General features: G+C 59.8%; 13 protein-coding genes and 3 pseudogenes. 3 read left to right on the forward strand and 13 right to left on the reverse strand.

Translation table 11 applies throughout. The annotated features are described in order from the left end of the window. From A9D60_RS27500 to A9D60_RS21315, 3 genes and pseudogenes are all read right to left on the reverse strand, one after another. Positions 1–176: pseudogene (locus tag A9D60_RS27500) on the reverse strand (ISL3 family transposase); the annotation flags it as partial. A 261-nt stretch (positions 177–437) separates the two neighbouring features. Next, positions 438–643: pseudogene (locus A9D60_RS27115) on the reverse strand (IS6 family transposase); the annotation flags it as partial. 194 nt (positions 644–837) lie between these two features. Continuing rightward, positions 838–2,163: a Fic family protein gene (locus A9D60_RS21315; protein WP_217492081.1), complete on the reverse strand. Its 1,326-nt coding sequence runs from the start codon at positions 2,161–2,163 to the stop codon at positions 838–840. Positions 2,164–2,779: 616 nt separating this feature from the next. Between A9D60_RS21315 and A9D60_RS26715 the strand changes: the two genes are divergently transcribed. Then, the gene (locus tag A9D60_RS26715) at positions 2,780–3,121 is read left to right on the forward strand and encodes a hypothetical protein (RefSeq protein WP_065269462.1); all 342 of its coding nucleotides are present in this window, start codon (positions 2,780–2,782) and stop codon (positions 3,119–3,121) included. A gap of 472 nt (positions 3,122–3,593) precedes the next feature. Here A9D60_RS26715 and A9D60_RS21330 read toward each other — a convergent pair. The 10 genes and pseudogenes from A9D60_RS21330 to A9D60_RS21375 all read right to left on the reverse strand — a co-directional run. Then, positions 3,594–4,225: pseudogene (locus A9D60_RS21330) on the reverse strand (IS5 family transposase); the annotation flags it as partial. A 19-nt stretch (positions 4,226–4,244) separates the two neighbouring features. Then, positions 4,245–5,798 carry an acyl-CoA dehydrogenase family protein gene (locus tag A9D60_RS21335; protein WP_065269464.1) on the reverse strand — a complete coding sequence of 518 codons (1,554 nt, stop codon included), beginning with the start codon at positions 5,796–5,798 and terminating at the stop codon, positions 4,245–4,247. After that, positions 5,795–6,670, reverse strand: a complete 876-nt coding sequence (locus A9D60_RS21340) for an amidohydrolase family protein (RefSeq protein WP_065269465.1) — start codon at positions 6,668–6,670, stop codon at positions 5,795–5,797. The genes A9D60_RS21335 and A9D60_RS21340 overlap by 4 nt, the downstream gene beginning before the upstream one ends. Before the next feature lie 11 nt (positions 6,671–6,681). Next, positions 6,682–8,493 (reverse strand): feruloyl-CoA synthase, encoded by a 1,812-nt coding sequence (locus tag A9D60_RS21345; protein ID WP_065269466.1) that lies wholly within the window; start codon positions 8,491–8,493, stop codon positions 6,682–6,684. Further along, positions 8,490–8,987, reverse strand: coding sequence for a MarR family winged helix-turn-helix transcriptional regulator (locus A9D60_RS21350; RefSeq protein ID WP_065269467.1), 498 nt, complete (start codon positions 8,985–8,987; stop codon positions 8,490–8,492). The genes A9D60_RS21345 and A9D60_RS21350 overlap by 4 nt, the downstream gene beginning before the upstream one ends. Before the next feature lie 11 nt (positions 8,988–8,998). Further along, entirely contained in the window at positions 8,999–10,321 is a 1,323-nt protein-coding gene (locus A9D60_RS21355) for a TRAP transporter large permease (protein WP_065269468.1), read from the reverse strand. Next, a complete protein-coding gene (locus tag A9D60_RS21360; RefSeq protein WP_254656759.1) occupies positions 10,321–10,803 on the reverse strand; it encodes a TRAP transporter small permease in 483 nt (160 codons plus the stop codon). The genes A9D60_RS21355 and A9D60_RS21360 overlap by 1 nt, the downstream gene beginning before the upstream one ends. 58 nt (positions 10,804–10,861) lie before the next feature. Continuing rightward, positions 10,862–11,902, reverse strand: coding sequence for a TRAP transporter substrate-binding protein (locus tag A9D60_RS21365; RefSeq protein ID WP_065269469.1), 1,041 nt, complete (start codon positions 11,900–11,902; stop codon positions 10,862–10,864). 45 nt (positions 11,903–11,947) lie between these two features. Continuing rightward, complete coding sequence (locus tag A9D60_RS21370; RefSeq protein ID WP_083194297.1) at positions 11,948–12,733, reverse strand: crotonase/enoyl-CoA hydratase family protein; 786 nt, start codon at positions 12,731–12,733, stop codon at positions 11,948–11,950. Positions 12,734–12,744: 11 nt separating this feature from the next. Further along, positions 12,745–13,509 carry an SDR family NAD(P)-dependent oxidoreductase gene (locus tag A9D60_RS21375; RefSeq protein ID WP_065269471.1) on the reverse strand — a complete coding sequence of 255 codons (765 nt, stop codon included), beginning with the start codon at positions 13,507–13,509 and terminating at the stop codon, positions 12,745–12,747. 657 nt (positions 13,510–14,166) lie between these two features. Here A9D60_RS21375 and A9D60_RS26285 point away from each other — a divergent pair. Further along, positions 14,167–14,415 carry an ATP-binding protein gene (locus A9D60_RS26285; RefSeq protein WP_302621859.1) on the forward strand — a complete coding sequence of 83 codons (249 nt, stop codon included), beginning with the start codon at positions 14,167–14,169 and terminating at the stop codon, positions 14,413–14,415. A 124-nt stretch (positions 14,416–14,539) separates the two neighbouring features. Beyond that, entirely contained in the window at positions 14,540–15,529 is a 990-nt protein-coding gene (locus A9D60_RS21380) for an IS3 family transposase (RefSeq protein ID WP_141118005.1), read from the forward strand. The last annotated feature ends 26 nt before the right edge of the window (positions 15,530–15,555 follow it).

The following is a 15,555-nucleotide window of genomic DNA, read 5'->3' on the forward strand; positions in this document are numbered from 1 at the left end:
AGGCCGCCGGCGGTACCTGCTGTGAACATGGCGCGTGAAGCCGTGCCGCAGCGCGGGCACGCCGCCGTGGCTTTGGCGGAACGCGAGTGGATCCGGACCGTGTTTCCAACAAGCTCAACCTGGTTGGCCTTGAGACCTGCTGGCAGGAAATCCCGCCGTGAAAACTGTGACGCCATCGGCAACCTCCTGCAAAACCTACCGATATATAGCGCTTAGCTGGTTGGGCTGCACCAAATCTGCTTCAGATCCAATTTTGCACGCCGATTCACAGCTTCAGTGTAGAGCGGGGCCGGGCGCTTGTGCTTGGAATAGCCATTGCGCCGCGCATGCTGCGCCTCTTCCTCCTGCAGGCGGCCGCTGTCCGGCAGCAGCAGCCCGCAAAGGTCGCGGGTCGGCGGGGTGGCGCAGAAATGCCCTTGCAGTCCGCGGCAGGAGCGGTGTCGGGCTTGGGCCCGCTTCCGGACTTCGGGACCAAACTTTTGCACCCATCGGTGAACCGTCGAGGCATCAACTGCAACGCCCGCTCAGCAAGCATATCCCGTACGTCCCGGCACGACAGCGGGTAGCGGCAGTACCAGCGCACCGCCAGCAGGATGACCTCGCGCGGAAACCGGTGCCGCTTGAACGGATTCCGCCGGGACATCGCTCACTCCTCAGCTAGGGCAACGATGTCACTGACATCTCGATGGTTAATGCAATGGACCCGTGCAAAGGCACATACAGCATCCAAGCCCGTCTGAACCGCCCGGGGAACCGAGCGGCTCAGGAAAAGAAACATGAAACTAGTTTGTAGCCCGGTCGTGCAGATCTAGATAGTCTGTGCTGGGGTGGAGGAATTCACTCGGAAGACCAGGCTGCTTCGTAGGCCTCTTCGATGAGGACGACTTCCTCTTCGGTTAGTGCCGAGAATTCCTTGCGCAAGGCGCGCCTGGATAGCTTACCATTGCCTTGTTCCAGAAATCCTCGCAGCAGATCCACCATGCGTGCCGGCAAATCCAGTATCTCATCGACACTGGATTTGAACCGGTCATAGCGCTCGATGTAGTCGATTTCTTTGGGGAGATCCTGTTCAACCGTTTCTCTGACGCAATCGGCGACGAACTCGGCATGCATGGTGCTGTCGAAGAAGCGGTAAAATACCTCCGTGTCTGACAGGACCTTCACATTACCTTGGGCAGTGGGCTTCCAGTCGATGAACTCCATCATCGGCCCCGACACGGACTTTAGGACTTCGCTGTATTCCTCGATGCGCCGGTAAACCACGACGCTGATCGGGAAGACCAGGCCCGCTGGATTGAACCCGCCACGGGCCAAGACATGGTGCAGCAGATACCGGTGAAGACGACCGTTCCCATCCTCGAAGGGGTGGATATAGACAAAGCCAAACGCCACCGCGGCCGCCACCACCATCGGATCAACGCCGCCCTTGAGAGCCCGGGCTTCATAGAGCGCAATTCCGTCCAAAAGGTCTGCCAGATCCTCATGCCGGGCGCTGATATGCACCGGTTCCGGGAACTTTCCGTCACGGGTGTGACCACCAATAAATCCGCCCTCCTTTCGAACACCCATCTTCACGAAGCGCGCATCTTTCAAGACAATCTGTTGCAGGCGCTCAAGCTCGCCGTTCGATAGCTGATGGCTTCCTGCCTCTCCGATCGCACGCGCCCAGCGGGCGGCACGCTGGGGGCCGGGCTTCTCCTGCTCGATCGCAAAGGAGGCCTTGGAATCGTCCAGCAGCAAGAAGGCCGCGGCGCGCGACACGATATGTTGGGGCGCCTTTTCGGTAACCTCCCTTGCCCGAGCCGGCAATTGAAGCGCGATCAGTTGGTTGAGCCTCGAAGACCTCTGCACGAGCGGACAAAAGGCTGGAGTGCCAGGCAGGTTATCGATGATTTTGTGGCGCGCCGATCGCTCTCCGGAGTTTATGGTGAAATAGATGTCTGGGTCGAGCGCTGGCTCATACTTCACCTTCCCCAGATCGGGCAGGTCAAGCTTTTCGTCCGTCAGCCATTCCCAGAAGAACCAAAGCCGACGCGCAAAGAGGCCAGTCGCTCCCGCCAAGGCCCGGGAGATTTCGGAAGAGTCCGCAACCCTGGTGGTCGCATGCATGACCCGCAGATCAATGCCTTCGTTCTTGATGGCAAACATAAGATGATCGAACATGGTCTCACCTGGCCATTGCTGCGATCGGAATATCTCCCACTCAGGCTCGGATCGTCGTTCGTGGCGATCGGAGACAAGAGACAGGCGGCGTGGCATGGGCACGCGAAGGCCGAGCTCGCTGACCAGCCAGCCATATCCTGCAATCCGTCCTGGGCCGGGAAGCTTCCGTCCATAGAAATTCATCACCGGGCCTCGAAATCGGTCACTAACTGAGATAACACTTAGATTTTCTTCACCTTCGTGGCAAGATCACCCGTGAAGAAAACCTTCACTGCACGTCGTTTTTCTTCACTACTTGTACCATCTTGTCGGATTTCTTCACTGCATCCGCCGCTTGGGCACCGAAAAGTTAACCGACGAGGCGCAAAATCCGAGCTGGTTTTTTTTATGTTCAGACGGCTTCGAGTTGAGCGATGTCGTGCCACGTAACCGGCTGCAACCACACAAACTTTACGGTGCCCCTTCTGTCCCAGTCGGTCTGCTTTGCTACGAAGTTCTTGTAGTGGAAGTAGGGCAGGGGGGAACTACTTTGCCGTTAGGGCGGCGTAGCGTGAGGACACAATCCAAGAAGTGGCCGCCTGAGGAATGCACACTACCCCAATGGGGATAGTGAAATGTGACGGTTCAATTACTGTTAGAGCTCGATCCGAGTTATCTAGCGGCTGGGCTGGTGATGGGTCTTGCAGTCGGGGGCGGCCTTTATGCCAGGCAGTCAAAAGAGAAGAGTGATCTTGCTGTCCAGGCGGAGAACAACTGCGTATCATGGTTTGAAGAGGACAGGAGCTTAGGCGGATTTGGTTCTTTCGCTGTCGACCGCTGGGAGAAAGATGGCCGGATCGTAGTCGAAGTCGGCTTTGACAAGATTGGAAGTTCGTACAAGTCCAGGCTTTGTGTGTTCAACCTGAAAACCAGTAGGATGACGGCGCCTACCAACTTCGGCCGAGGCAGGTGGGAGTAAAGAGACAAGTCTATCCGAAGGTATCCCTTTTTAGTAACAAGTGCTGCCAGCACCAAAACGGGGCAGGCGGCAAATGTGAGGGGAAGTATTCAGGATCCGCAATACCCTGGCGTCCGACCCTTGAATGGCCCTGCGTGCCGCTGAGGCTCGATATAGACCCCCTGCGGGTCGTAGCGCTCGCAACGCCCGCACTGTCCCTCAGAAGTCAGCACAGCACCAATGTCACGCCCATCAGGCAAGCTGCAGCGGCCAACCTCTCTGTCATGGGTCTTTTCGCCCGTCAGAGCGCAGTAGACAGGCCCCTGATGCACAAGCGGCGTGACAGCGGCGGTTGCGCTCTCTCCGAGAGCTGTTCCGCGCTCGTTGCAATTCAGCCCTTGCAGCCGCACGGGTACGCCAGACACCTCAATCGTGTCACCGTCCCGGACGTGGGTTACAGGGCCAGTGAGTGTGTTGGCATCGTCCTCGGTTAAGCGCCGTCTGCGGTCACCGATCCGACGCTCTTATCGGGTGGAATTTGATCGAGTAGCTCCGGCAGCATCGGTGCGTCACCCACATTGCTGGTCGTGACCTCCACGGCCCGCACTTCCAGCGTTTCTTCGTCAATTCCTATGTGTATCTTGCGCCAGAGGCGGCGCTTGGGCCCACCATGCTTGCGCGCGTTCCACTCACCTTCGCCCTCCGCTTTGATGCCGGTGCTGTCCGCTGCCCGGCAGTGCATCACGCAGTGATGTCACGAGAGGGGATCAGGAGATTGAGTGGGCCAGTGCCACCCTGGTAGGGCAGGCTCACGTTCAGCGTCTTCTGGCGGCGGCACAGGGTGCTATAGTCGGGCACTGTCCAGTCCAGTCCAACCAGCCGCAGAAGGCTTTGCACGAACCCGGTCGTTTGCCGAAGCGGCATCCCGAACAGCACTTTCAGCGTCAGGCAAGTCTGGATCGCAGAGTCGCTGAAACGCTGCTGGCGACCTCGCGTGCCGCTCGGTGGTGGCTCCCAGATCATCTCCGGGTCAAACCAAATCGACAGCGATCCGCGCTGCTTCAACGCTGCGTTATCCTGACCATGTCTTTTAGCATGGGTTCCTCCTGTTGGTTTTTTTGATATTGTCCGGTGGCCGGCCCGGTTATGCGGACCGGGCCAGCCAGTCAGGCGGCGGCGTCAGAACGGCCTTAGACAGGTTTTTCAGCTCCGGATCCCCGCTGACATCCCCAATGCGCGCCCAAACAGCACGATAGAAAAGCCCGGTTGTCGCCCGGCTGAAGTCATGTGCCAACTCCAGCGGGTTGTCCGAAGCAGCTACGGCCGCGCGGGCCGCGCGCCATGTATCCCGCTGCGCCATCACGGCTAGGTGGCTGGTCAGCCGGCCGATCAGCGCATCAAATGCGTCCGCCCCAGAGGGATCACGCAAGCCGCGCGTGGCCAAAGCGGCTTCCTGAATACCGTTGGCACCTTCATAGATCGAGGTGATCCGAGCATCCCGCCAGACCTGGCTGATGCCGTATTCGGTCATGTAGCCATAGCCGCCCAGGATCTGGATGCCGAGATCCGCCGCACGGATGCCTGCTTCGGTGCAGAACACCTTGCAAAGCGGGGTGAGGAAATCTGCCAGTGCCGGGGACTCACCCTTTGACATTTCGACCAGCGCCACGTGGGCCATTGCCCGCGCTCCAATAGCGAGGCTGCGCTGCTCGCCCAGCATGCGGCGGACATCCGCGTGGTCGGACAGGACAGCCGGGCTGCCGTCCGCTTTGCGGCCCTGCTTGCGATCCGCCGCATAGGCCGCGGCAATGGCATGGGCCCGGGCCGCGTGGGCTGCGCCCTGGAGCGCAACATCGAGCCGCGCGTGGTTCATCAGCGTGAACATTGCCTTCAGCCCTTCGCTCTCGGCCCCGACCAACTCGGCCGGGGCATCGTCAAAGGCCATCTGGCAGGTGGGCGAGGCATGCAGACCCAGCTTCTCTTCGATGCGAGTGACCTTTACCGTGTCACCAGCGGCCAGCTTGCTGGTGAGGAACAGGGACAGACCTTTCACCCCGTCTTCCGGCACGCCGCTGCGGGCCAGAACCAGGTGCAGAATATCCTGAGACATGTCCTGATCGCCGCCGGAGATGAAGATCTTCTCTCCGTTCAGCCGCCAGGCATCTCCCGCCCGGACCGCCTTGGTCCGCACGCGGGACAGGTCGGAACCTGCACCGGGTTCGGTCAGGCCCATGGTCGACAGCGCCTCCCCTGATGCCAGTTTCGGGATCCACTTCGCCTGCTGGGCACCGGTGCCAGACTTCAGCAAGGTAGAGATGGCACCGGGCACCAGGTTGCACACCATCTGCATGGAGTGATTTGCGCCGGAAAACACCTCGGAGACCATGGCGGCCACCAGCGGACCCTGCTGCATGCCGCCATGGGTTTCCGGTGCCGTCAAACCCTGCCATCCCATTTCGGCCAGTTGAGAGAAACCATCCCCGAAGCCTTCCGGCATCAGAACCTTGCCATCCGCCAAGCGGCAGCCTTCCGTGTCTCCCGGCTCGTTCAGAGGCGCAATGACGCCTTCTGCAAAAGCGGTGAAGGCCGTCAGGATGTCGCGGGCTAGGTCGCTGTCCCATTCGGGCAGCTTTGCCGCCCCGGCAACATCCTCCATGGAGAACAGAATGTCATCAACTGGGGCGGCAAAGGGGATCATCCTTCAACCCCTAGAAGACGCATGGCGTTCTCCTTCAGAATCAGCGGGCGCACTTCGTCTTTGAAATCCGCCTTGTCAAAAGCATCCAGCCACTTCTCCGGTGCGATCATCGGCCAGTCGGAACCAAACAGCATTTTCTTCTTCAGCAGCGAATTGGCGTATCGCACCAGGATCGGCGGGAAGTACTTCGGAGACCAGCCGGAGAGGTCGATATAGACATTGGGCTTGTGCTGGGCGACTGCTAGCGCTTCCTCCTGCCAGGGGAAGCTGGGGTGCGCTGCGATGATATTCATCTCCGGGAAGTCCACGGCCACATCGTCCAGATACATCGGGTTGGAGTACCTCAGTCGCATTCCGTTGCCCCCAGGCATACCGGAGCCAACACCGGTCTGGCCGGTATGGAACAGCGCCACGCAGTTGTGTTCGGCGAGCACTTCGTAGAATTCATAAGCCATCCGGTCATTGGGGTAGAACCCCTGCATTGTCGGGTGGAACTTAAAGCCCTTGATGCCGTGCTCCTCGACTAGGCGGCGCGCCTCCCGGACTGCCATCTTCCCCTTCCAAGGGTCGATGGAGGCAAAGGGGATCAGGATGTCATCGTTCTGCTTGACGAGTTCCATCACCTCGTCGTTGTCATAGCGGCGGTAGCCGGTTTCCCGCTCGGCATCGACCGGGAAGATGACAGCGGCAATGTTCTGCGCGCGATAGTGTGCCGCTGTTTCCGGGATGGTCGGCGGGTGCTCCCACGGGGCACCGAAATAACCGGACATTGTGCGTTGAAGATCATCATAGCCGTCATCGGTGTGGCAGCCGCAGGGCTCTTCCGCGTGGGTGTGAAAGTCGATCGCGCGGACCTTGTTGAAATCTACCATAGTGTCCTCCCTCAGACGCGGATCAGCGCCGAGTCTACGTTGTCGTAGAGCCGTTCAAGCAGGTCGGCGCGGCGGGTGATGATCTTGCGCACATTGAGCGAGCCCTTATCCGTTACCTCTCCGTCCTTCAGCGACGGCGGCTCGGCCAGGATTAGCGCGCGGCTGATGCGCTTGGCCGAACCGGTGGCGGATTTCGCCATGTCCCGCAGGCGTTCTTCGATCTGCGCCTGCAGGGCCGGGTCGACCACGGCACCTTGCGACGTATTTCCTCCGGTGACCTGATCGGGGCGCGGGAAGATGAACAGGCCGATTGCATCGCGATCATGGCCGCAGACAACAACGTCCTGAGCAAGCCCTTGCAAACCCTCCAGCGCTTCGACGCGCAGCTTTCCGGCCTGCACCCAAGTGCCTGTCAGCAGCTTAAAATCCTCAGATACCCTGCCGTCGAAGCTCAGTCCGCGGTCGGGGTCAGCATTATCCACGAAACGCACCGCATCGCCGGTCAGTAGGAAGCCCTCACCGTCGAAAGCCTCTGCCGTTTTTTCTGGATCTTCGTGGTAGCCGGGCATGATGTTCGGCCCCTTCACGCGCAGCTCGCAGCGAATTTCATCATCGGGGATCAACTTGATTTCCGTTCCGGGCAACGGCACTCCAACCACGCCCGAACGGCCGATAGGTTCATGCACCATCAACGTGGCCGGAGCGGTTTCTGTCATGCCCCAGCTGGAAATCATCAGCGGCAATTTGCCTTTCACCTCGCGCGACATTTCCTCAAGGCTGGTCCAGATCTCCTGCGGCAGCGAAGCGCCTGCATAGAAAATCAGGTCAAGATCCCTGAAATAGGCATCGCGCAGGGCGGTGTTGGTCTTCATCTCCTGCACCAGCAGGGAAAAGCCGACCGGCACGTTGAACGACAGTGTGCCGGGGCGCTCGGTGATATTGCGGACAGTGTTTTCAAAAAGTGCCTTGGTCGGCTTGCCGTTGTCGATGGTCAGCGTGCCGCCGTTGGCGAGCATCATGTTGACATTGTGCGAGCCGCCGAAAACGTGGTTCCACGGCAGCCAGTCGCAGATCCGTGGCGGGCGGTCTTTCAGGAAGGGCAGGACCGAGGCCATCTGCGCCTGGTTCTGGCACATCATCCGCTGGGTGGTCAGCACCCCCTTGGGATCGGAAGAGGACCCGGAGGTGAACAGGATCTTGGCAACCGTATCCGGCCCGACCTTGGCAAGCGCGGCATCGGCACCGGCGGGATCGGCGGTTAGGAGGTCTGCAAAAGCGGTGACTTGGCCCGGTGCGCCTTCCGTGCGGGAGGCAACAACTTCCATCCCTTCCAGCTGTGGCAGCGCAAGCGCGGAGGCATAGCGGTCGGCGTCATCGACGAAGGCCATGGCGGGCTTCACCTTGTCGAGCACATATATCAGACGCCCATGTGCTTCGGAGATCAGGGAGTATTGCTCGGCCAGCGGCACTGTGGGGACCGCAGCATATTGCGCGCCCAGAGCCAGCAGAAGGTGATCGATGGAGTTACCGGACAGGATGGCAATCGGTGTCTTCTGCCCCAACCCGCGACCCGCCAGCGAGGCGGCAATGGCGCGGATGTGTTTCAGGGCTTCTGCGTAGGTGACTTCGCGCCAGCCATTTTCAGTCCGCTCTGCCGCAAATACACGGTCCGGCGCCTCTGCGGCCCAGCGGTGCAGCCAGTCCGCAGTCTTTTCAACGGCTGCATCCAGCGGAACATTGGAGCTGAGATAGAGCGCCTCCCCCTCTTTGCGCAGCGCAACGGCATGCGGTTCCAGCCTGAGACCGGTTGTGGCATCTATCATGAAGAATTCTCCCGTCTTTGCCGGCCGGCACTGCGCGCAGCACGGCCAAGCAGATCCTGAAGTGTCAAAACTTCCTGGGCGTTCAGCCCGGAAAACAACGCGGCCTCATGGGCCTGAACGGCCTTTTCAGCCTTTTGCCACAGGCGTTTGCCTGCGGGGGTTACAACAAGAGAGTAGGCCCGCCGGTCGCCCTCCACCGGAGCGCGTTCCAGAACACTGGCGCGCTCCAGCTCATCCACAACCACCACCACACCGGAGCGCTTGATGTTCAGCATCTGCGACAGCTGGGTCTGCGAAATTCCGGGGCTGCCCATCACAACAGCCAGGGCCGAAAAGGTTCCGATGCGCAGACCAAGCGGTGCGAGCGTTTCGCTCATGTCGTCTTGGATCTGCATATAAGCCCGCTTCATGTTGTAGCCGACAAACTGGTGAAGCAGTTTGTCTGTCGGCTCGGCCGGGGTGTTGCGGGGTGTGGGGGCGGATTTGGCTGTCATGTCATGCGTCCTCAGTTGGCGACCAGGTCAACCAGCCAATAGCTCAACGCGGGGAAGCTGATAAGTATTGCGATCCGCGTGAATTCCGCCCCGATAAACGGTAGGGTGCCCCGGAAGATCTGTTTCATGGGGATTTCCCGCGCCATTGCGGAGATGACAAAGAGGTTCATGCCCACCGGAGGCGTGATGAGCCCCATCTCTACCACGACCAGAGAAATGATCCCGAACCACATCGCTTGCTGTTCCGGCTGCAGTCCGAAATCGAGCGCCATGATCGTCGGAAAGAACACCGGCACGGTCAGCAGTATCATCGACAAGCTGTCCATCAGGCAGCCCATCACTAGGTAGAAGGCCACCATTGCCAGCAGGATCATCATTGGTGGAATGCCAGAGCCTGCAAAATACTCTGCCACTTCCATCGGCATACGGCTGAGGGCCAATGCGACATTGAACAGGTCGGCGCCAAATACGATGACAAAGATCATTGCGGTGGAACCGGCAGTGTCGATCAGGCTGTCCATCACAGTCTGGACCGACAGGCCTCCTTTCAGCATGCCGAGAACCAGTGTCAGCACGACACCAACCGCTGCCCCCTGTGCAGGGGTAAAGAACCCGCCGTAGATCCCGCCCAGCACGGTGATGAAGATCACCAGAACATGCCAGATATCCCTGAGCGAGCGGATACGCTGGGCAAGCCCCTGACGCTCGCTGGTGGGGCCTTCCGCCGGGAAGAGGCGCACGTAGACAGAGATGGCAAGGATGAAGCCAATCACGGCCAGAATGCCGGGGATAGTGGCAGCCAGGAACAGTTTGACGATATTCTGCTCGGTCAGCAGCGCATAGATGATCAGCACGACGGAGGGCGGGATCAGGATGCCCAGCGTCCCGCCTGCCGCCAGAGAACCCGAGGAAAGCGCTCCGGAGAACCCATGTTTGCGCATCTCGGGCATGGCCACGCGGGTCATCGTGGACGCGGTTGCCAGCGAGGAACCCGAGATCGACCCGAACAGCGCGCAGCCCGCAACCGATGCCATGGCAAGTCCGCCGCGCAAATGGCCGATCCAGGCCCGGGCTGCGGAGAAAATTGACGCCGATATTCCCGAGTTGGTCGCCAGGTGCCCCATCAGGATAAAGAGCGGCACAACAGCGAAGTCATAGGACATGAACTTATCCGGCCAAGCCGTGCTCAGATAGGCCATCAGCCCCGCAGAGGAACTGAGCTGCACATAGCCTGCGGCCCCGACCAGCCCCATCGCCAGCGCGATGGGCATCCGGATGAAGATCAGAATGAAGAGTGCCAGAACCAGCAGGATTGCGATTGTAAAGGATGTCATCAGTAAGCCTCCAGCCGTACAAGGCCAGGGAACAGGGATGCTGTTCCCGAGAGCGCGGCGACCAGGGCCGACACTCCGGTTCCCAGAACGGCAGGGACATAGATCCACCAGACCGGCGCGCGCAGCAGCATGGTTTTATCGCCATACCCTTGGATCTCCTGCAGGCCATGCAGCAGCCGCCAGCACAGGAACGCCCAGGCTGCGGCGAAGACCAGTGTCCAGATGGCATCCATCACCCTGTTGGCAGCGGAAGGCAGGCGGCTGGTAAAAACATCCACCATCACATGGCCTTTTTTCAGCTGGCACAGCGGCAGAAACAGCGAAGCGCAGGCTGCGCAGGCCAGTTCGACCAGCTCAAACTCGCCGCGCAACCCGCCCAGTCCCAGATTGCTGCCGATCACCGACCAGGTGACAGCCAGGGCGGCGGCAAAGATGATCAGGGCACCTAGTCCGGCCAGACCGGTGCAGAGCCGGTTCAACACCTGATACAGGGGGGAGACTCCCCCCGTACACCGGTTCGCGCGAGCTCCTGTGCCATGATCAGCCCGCGTCGAGAAGTTCGTTCGCGCGCGCCAGAATGGCGGCACCATCGTGGCCCATGCCGTTCAGCTTCTCGATCCAGACGGCATAGACAGGTTCAGCCTCGCTCTGCCACTTTTCGATCTCGGCCGCCGGGATCTCAACAATCTCGTTGCCCTGTTTCTCTACCATGGACTTGCCGAAGGCCTCGAAACCCTCGAACTGCTTGCCGATACGTTGCGACAGACCGATCCCGGAGTGCGCGTCGATAACCCCGCGCAGATCGTCGGAAAGGCTCTCGTAATTCGCCTGGTTCATGATCAGCGAGAAGGTGTTGGCGTAAAGCCCGCGTGCCGCCGGGGCGGGCGCCGAAGTAAAGGAGGTCAGTTCCTGCAGCTTGAAGGCCGGCACCACCTCATACGGCAGGCAACAGCCATCAATCACACCGTTGGACAGGCCCACGACCATGTCGGTGACCGGGAAAAAGACCACTTCCGCACCCAGCGCGCTCAGCATCTGGCCGGTGGCCTGGTTCGGGGCGCGCAGCTTCAAGCCTTTCAGATCGGCCTGGCTGGTCACCGGCGCGTTGCGGGTGTGCAGCTTGCCGCCATCATGGGTATGGAACGCCAAAGGTTTCATACCGCGGTATTCGTTCTGACCGAACTCATCCATCAGTTTGTGCATCGCAACCGAAGTCTTCTCGGCATTGGTCACCAGGAAGGGGTTCGACATGGTCTCAGCGACCGGGAACCGATCGGGTGTGTAGACCGGCAGGGTCCAGGCGATGTCGCAGATGCCCTGGCGGACCTGATCCGCCAGCTGCGGCGGCTTGCCGCCGAGCTGCATTGACGGGAAAATCTGCACGTCAATCGCCCCGCCCGAAGCCTCCTTCAGCTCCGCCGCCCAGGGTTCAAAGAACCGGCTGTGCATCGGCGCAATCGCCGGAAGGAAATGGTGCAGGCGCAGGGTCACTTCGGCTGCATTCGCGCGCTTAAGGAATGCAGGTGTGGCGAGGGCCGCCCCGATGGCAGTCAGCGCAGTACGCCGGGTGAAAGTGGTCATGTATACTCCTCCCTTGAGCAAGACCTTCGGTAATTGGTGAACTTGTTAACGGAACTCCGGCTTGCGCTTTTCAAGGAAGGCGTTCAGCCCCTCCTCTGCATCGGCGCTGGTCTGCGACACCGCAGCCGCGAGGCTTTCAGTAAACAGCCCGTCGCTGCGCGACATGTCGGAAATCCGGCTGATAGCCTGGATCATCATGAAATTGGAAAGCTGGGCGTTCTTCGCGATCTTCATAGCCAGTTCGCGCGCCAGCGGCAGCGCTTCGCCCCCACCGACCGAATAATGCGCGAGACCCAGCGCCAGACCTTCCTCCGAGCTATACTTGCGGCCCGTCAGCATCATTTCGCACATCCGGTCGGCACCGAGGATCCGCCCGATCCGAACGCTTGCACCACCGCCCACATAGATACCTCGGCGGCCCTCTGGCAGTTGGAAAATCGCTGAAGGTTCAGCAATCCGGACATGGGTCGAGGCCGCCAGCTCCAGCCCACCGCCGATCACCGCGCCGAACATGGCCGAGACAACTGGCAGGCCGGAGAACTGGATTGTATCCATAACCCGGTGCCAGTTGCGCGAGTGGCGCATGGTTCCCTCGGCGTCGCGGGTCACATGCTCGCTCAGGTCCAGCCCCGAGCAATAGTGCCCGGCTGTCCCGGTCAGGATTACCACTCTCACGCCCTCAGGCGGCTTGGCAAAGAAGGCATCAATGGCGTCCAGCAGCTCGTCGCACATTGCATTGCGCTTGGCAGGTCGGTTCATCGTAAGTGTGGCCAGGGGCCCTTCAATTTCGACCTTAAGAACTGGCGTTTCTGTGACGGTGTCTTGCGGCAATTCTCTGCTCCTTACTTGATCGGCATGCGGGCCGCGGCATCAAGTCGGATTACCGTGCCGTTCAGCATCGGGTTCTCGGCAATTGCCTGCACCAGCTTGGCGTATTCATGGGCATCCCCCATGCGGGACGGGAACGGCACAGACATCAGAATTTCTGCACGGACATCCTCAGGAAGTCCGGCGCTCATGGAGGTCTCGAACAGGCCTGGCGCGATGGCCATCACCCGGATGCCGAACCGCGCCAGTTCGCGCGCGGCCGGCAGAGTCATCGAGGCCACGCCCCCTTTGGAGGCGGAATAGGCCGCTTGGCCGATCTGGCCGTCTTCATAGGCGACCGACGCCGTGTTGATGATCACACCGCGGGCGCCATCTGCATCTAAAGGATCCGCAGAGGCCATGGCACGGGCAGCAACATTCATCACTGTGTATGTGCCCAGCAGGTTGACCCGGAGCGTTCGCTCGAAACTCTGGATGGTCAGGCTGCCGTCGCGCGGAAGGATACGAGCCGCGGTTCCAATACCTGCGCAGGACACCACAACACGCGCGGTGCCGATCTCCTGCGCAATGCGTGAAAACGCCGTTTGGACCGCCTCGGTGTCCGCCACATCCGCCCCGATCGCTATCCCGCCAGTGTCCTCAGCCGTCATCGCGGCCGCCTCTTCACTAATATCAATGCAAGCGACTTTGGCCCCCAATGCTGCCAGATGGCGCGCTGTAGCTGCTCCTAGCCCGCTGCCAGCACCTGTCACTGCTGCAATTTGTCCATCCAGCTTCATCTCTCTTCCCTCCCTGGGTTTCACAATTAGTTACTCGCATGGAAAGTTAAGTCAATGAACAATCCATCTGAGTAACTGGCCGGGATGAATGCCGCGGGACTACACAGACTTGACGACTATGCGCCAAAAGGAATGAGATCGACTTAATATGCTGAATTTACGAACAGAATTCCCATGAAGGCCGACAGAGAGCCGCAAAAGGTGGACTCGTACCGTAAGGAATTGAAGTCCGAAACCAGGCTGCATTGGCAGAAGATGCTGGGCAAATTCACATCGAATCAAACTTGGTAAAGTACAGCCGGTGACCGCTCCAACACCGGGACCATCAGGTCTCAGCTGTATTCTCGGGGATTGGCCTCACAGGCAACATCAATTGGAGCGGGGCTGCCTGTAAACGGGTCCAAACGGAACTTCGCATGCAGCGGTCAGGTTTTTCGGCCCTGCGAAGCAAGCTACTTCCCAAGCTGGCCCTTCAGAGCATCGCAAGGAATGGCAGGCTCGTCTTTGAAAGTGTCCGAAACAAAGTGTGTCGTGTATCGGACAACGTTTTCAACACCATCGAAGAGCCGGTCGCATACTTCCTGGTACCTGCCCATTACCCAGGGCGGCGCAAACCTGTTCCTCCAACTGGTGAATGCCCGTTACGAATAGGGGGCTATGATCCTGACATCCAATCGAGGCTTCGCCGAACGGGGTGATGTCTTTGGCGACCCCGTCGTGGCCACAGCGCTATTGGATCGGCTGTTGCATCACGCCGTCGTCGTCCAGATCGAAGGCGCCAGCTACCGCCTGCGCGGCCACACCGATCTGATACCCGAACACACCCGCACAAACGCACCCATCACACCGCCGCCACCGCCAAAACGGCGCAGTCGTCCACCAAAAAACGGAGCTGCAAGTCCCTGAACCGGCTGACAACCGAAACCGCAAAACTGGGGATTTTTAGCCTGCCCGTTGGAGTGCGCCCCTGCGGGTGGACCACGAAACCAGCTGATTTCCCCCAGCCTGGGCCTTCGGATAAGGAGGTTCCATGACCAAAAGAAAACACCGCCGCCATAGCATTCCATTCAAGCGCATGATCGTTGAAGCCTATTTCAACGGCACAGCGCTGAACGCGCTCAGCGTCGAACACGACATCTGCCGGCACCTGATCCGGACCTGGATCGACAAGTACGAGAACGGCGAATACGACACCGAGACCGCCGTCCGACGAGGATGTGAACTGATGGGTCTGCCGCGTTCCACATTCTATGCAAAACCGGTTGCAGCCGGAGAAGATCCTGCCGTTGCCGAAATCCACGATATCGTCACGACATTCAAAGGTTACGGGTATCGCCGCGTGACGGCCGAGCTTCGCCACCGCGGCATGATTGTAAACTCCAAGAAGGTCCGGCGTATAATGCGGGAGAACGGATTGAATCCAAAGCGGAAACGACGCTATGTGATTACGACGGACAGCAATCACGACAGCCCGATCTATCCAAACGTCGCGCGCGGCTTTGAGGTCCATGGCCCCGACCAGCTTTGGGTTGGCGACATCACCTATATCGCCTTGGAAACCGGGTTTTGTTATCTCGCTGTCATCCTGGATGTCTGGTCACGCAAGGTCGTGGGCTACGCGCTCGGCAAACGGATCGACACGCGCCTCACGGTGGCGGCCCTGAACTCCTCGATCGAGAGCCGGACCCCCCTGCCGGGCTGTGTGTTCCACTCCGACAGAGGCGTGCAATACGCGGCGAGCTCGCATCGGAAGATCCTGAAAGCTCGCGGGATGTTTGGGTCCATGAGCCGCCGTGGCAATCCATATGATAACCCATACGCCGAGAGCTTCATGAAGACACTCAAGGTCGAGGCGGTTTACGTCACAGAGTATGAAACCTTCGAAGACGTGGCCGCCGATCTGCCACGCTTCATCGAGGCAATGTACAACGAGAGGAGACTGCATTCCGCTCTGGGCTACACCAGCCCCAACCGCTATGAAGAGATACACGCCCCGGATTGGACAAAGTCAGCAGCTTAAACTGTCCACCCGCAGGGGCGCACTCC

The organism is Leisingera sp. JC1, from assembly GCF_001679925.1.
Taxonomy (GTDB): Bacteria; Pseudomonadota; Alphaproteobacteria; order Rhodobacterales; family Rhodobacteraceae; genus Leisingera.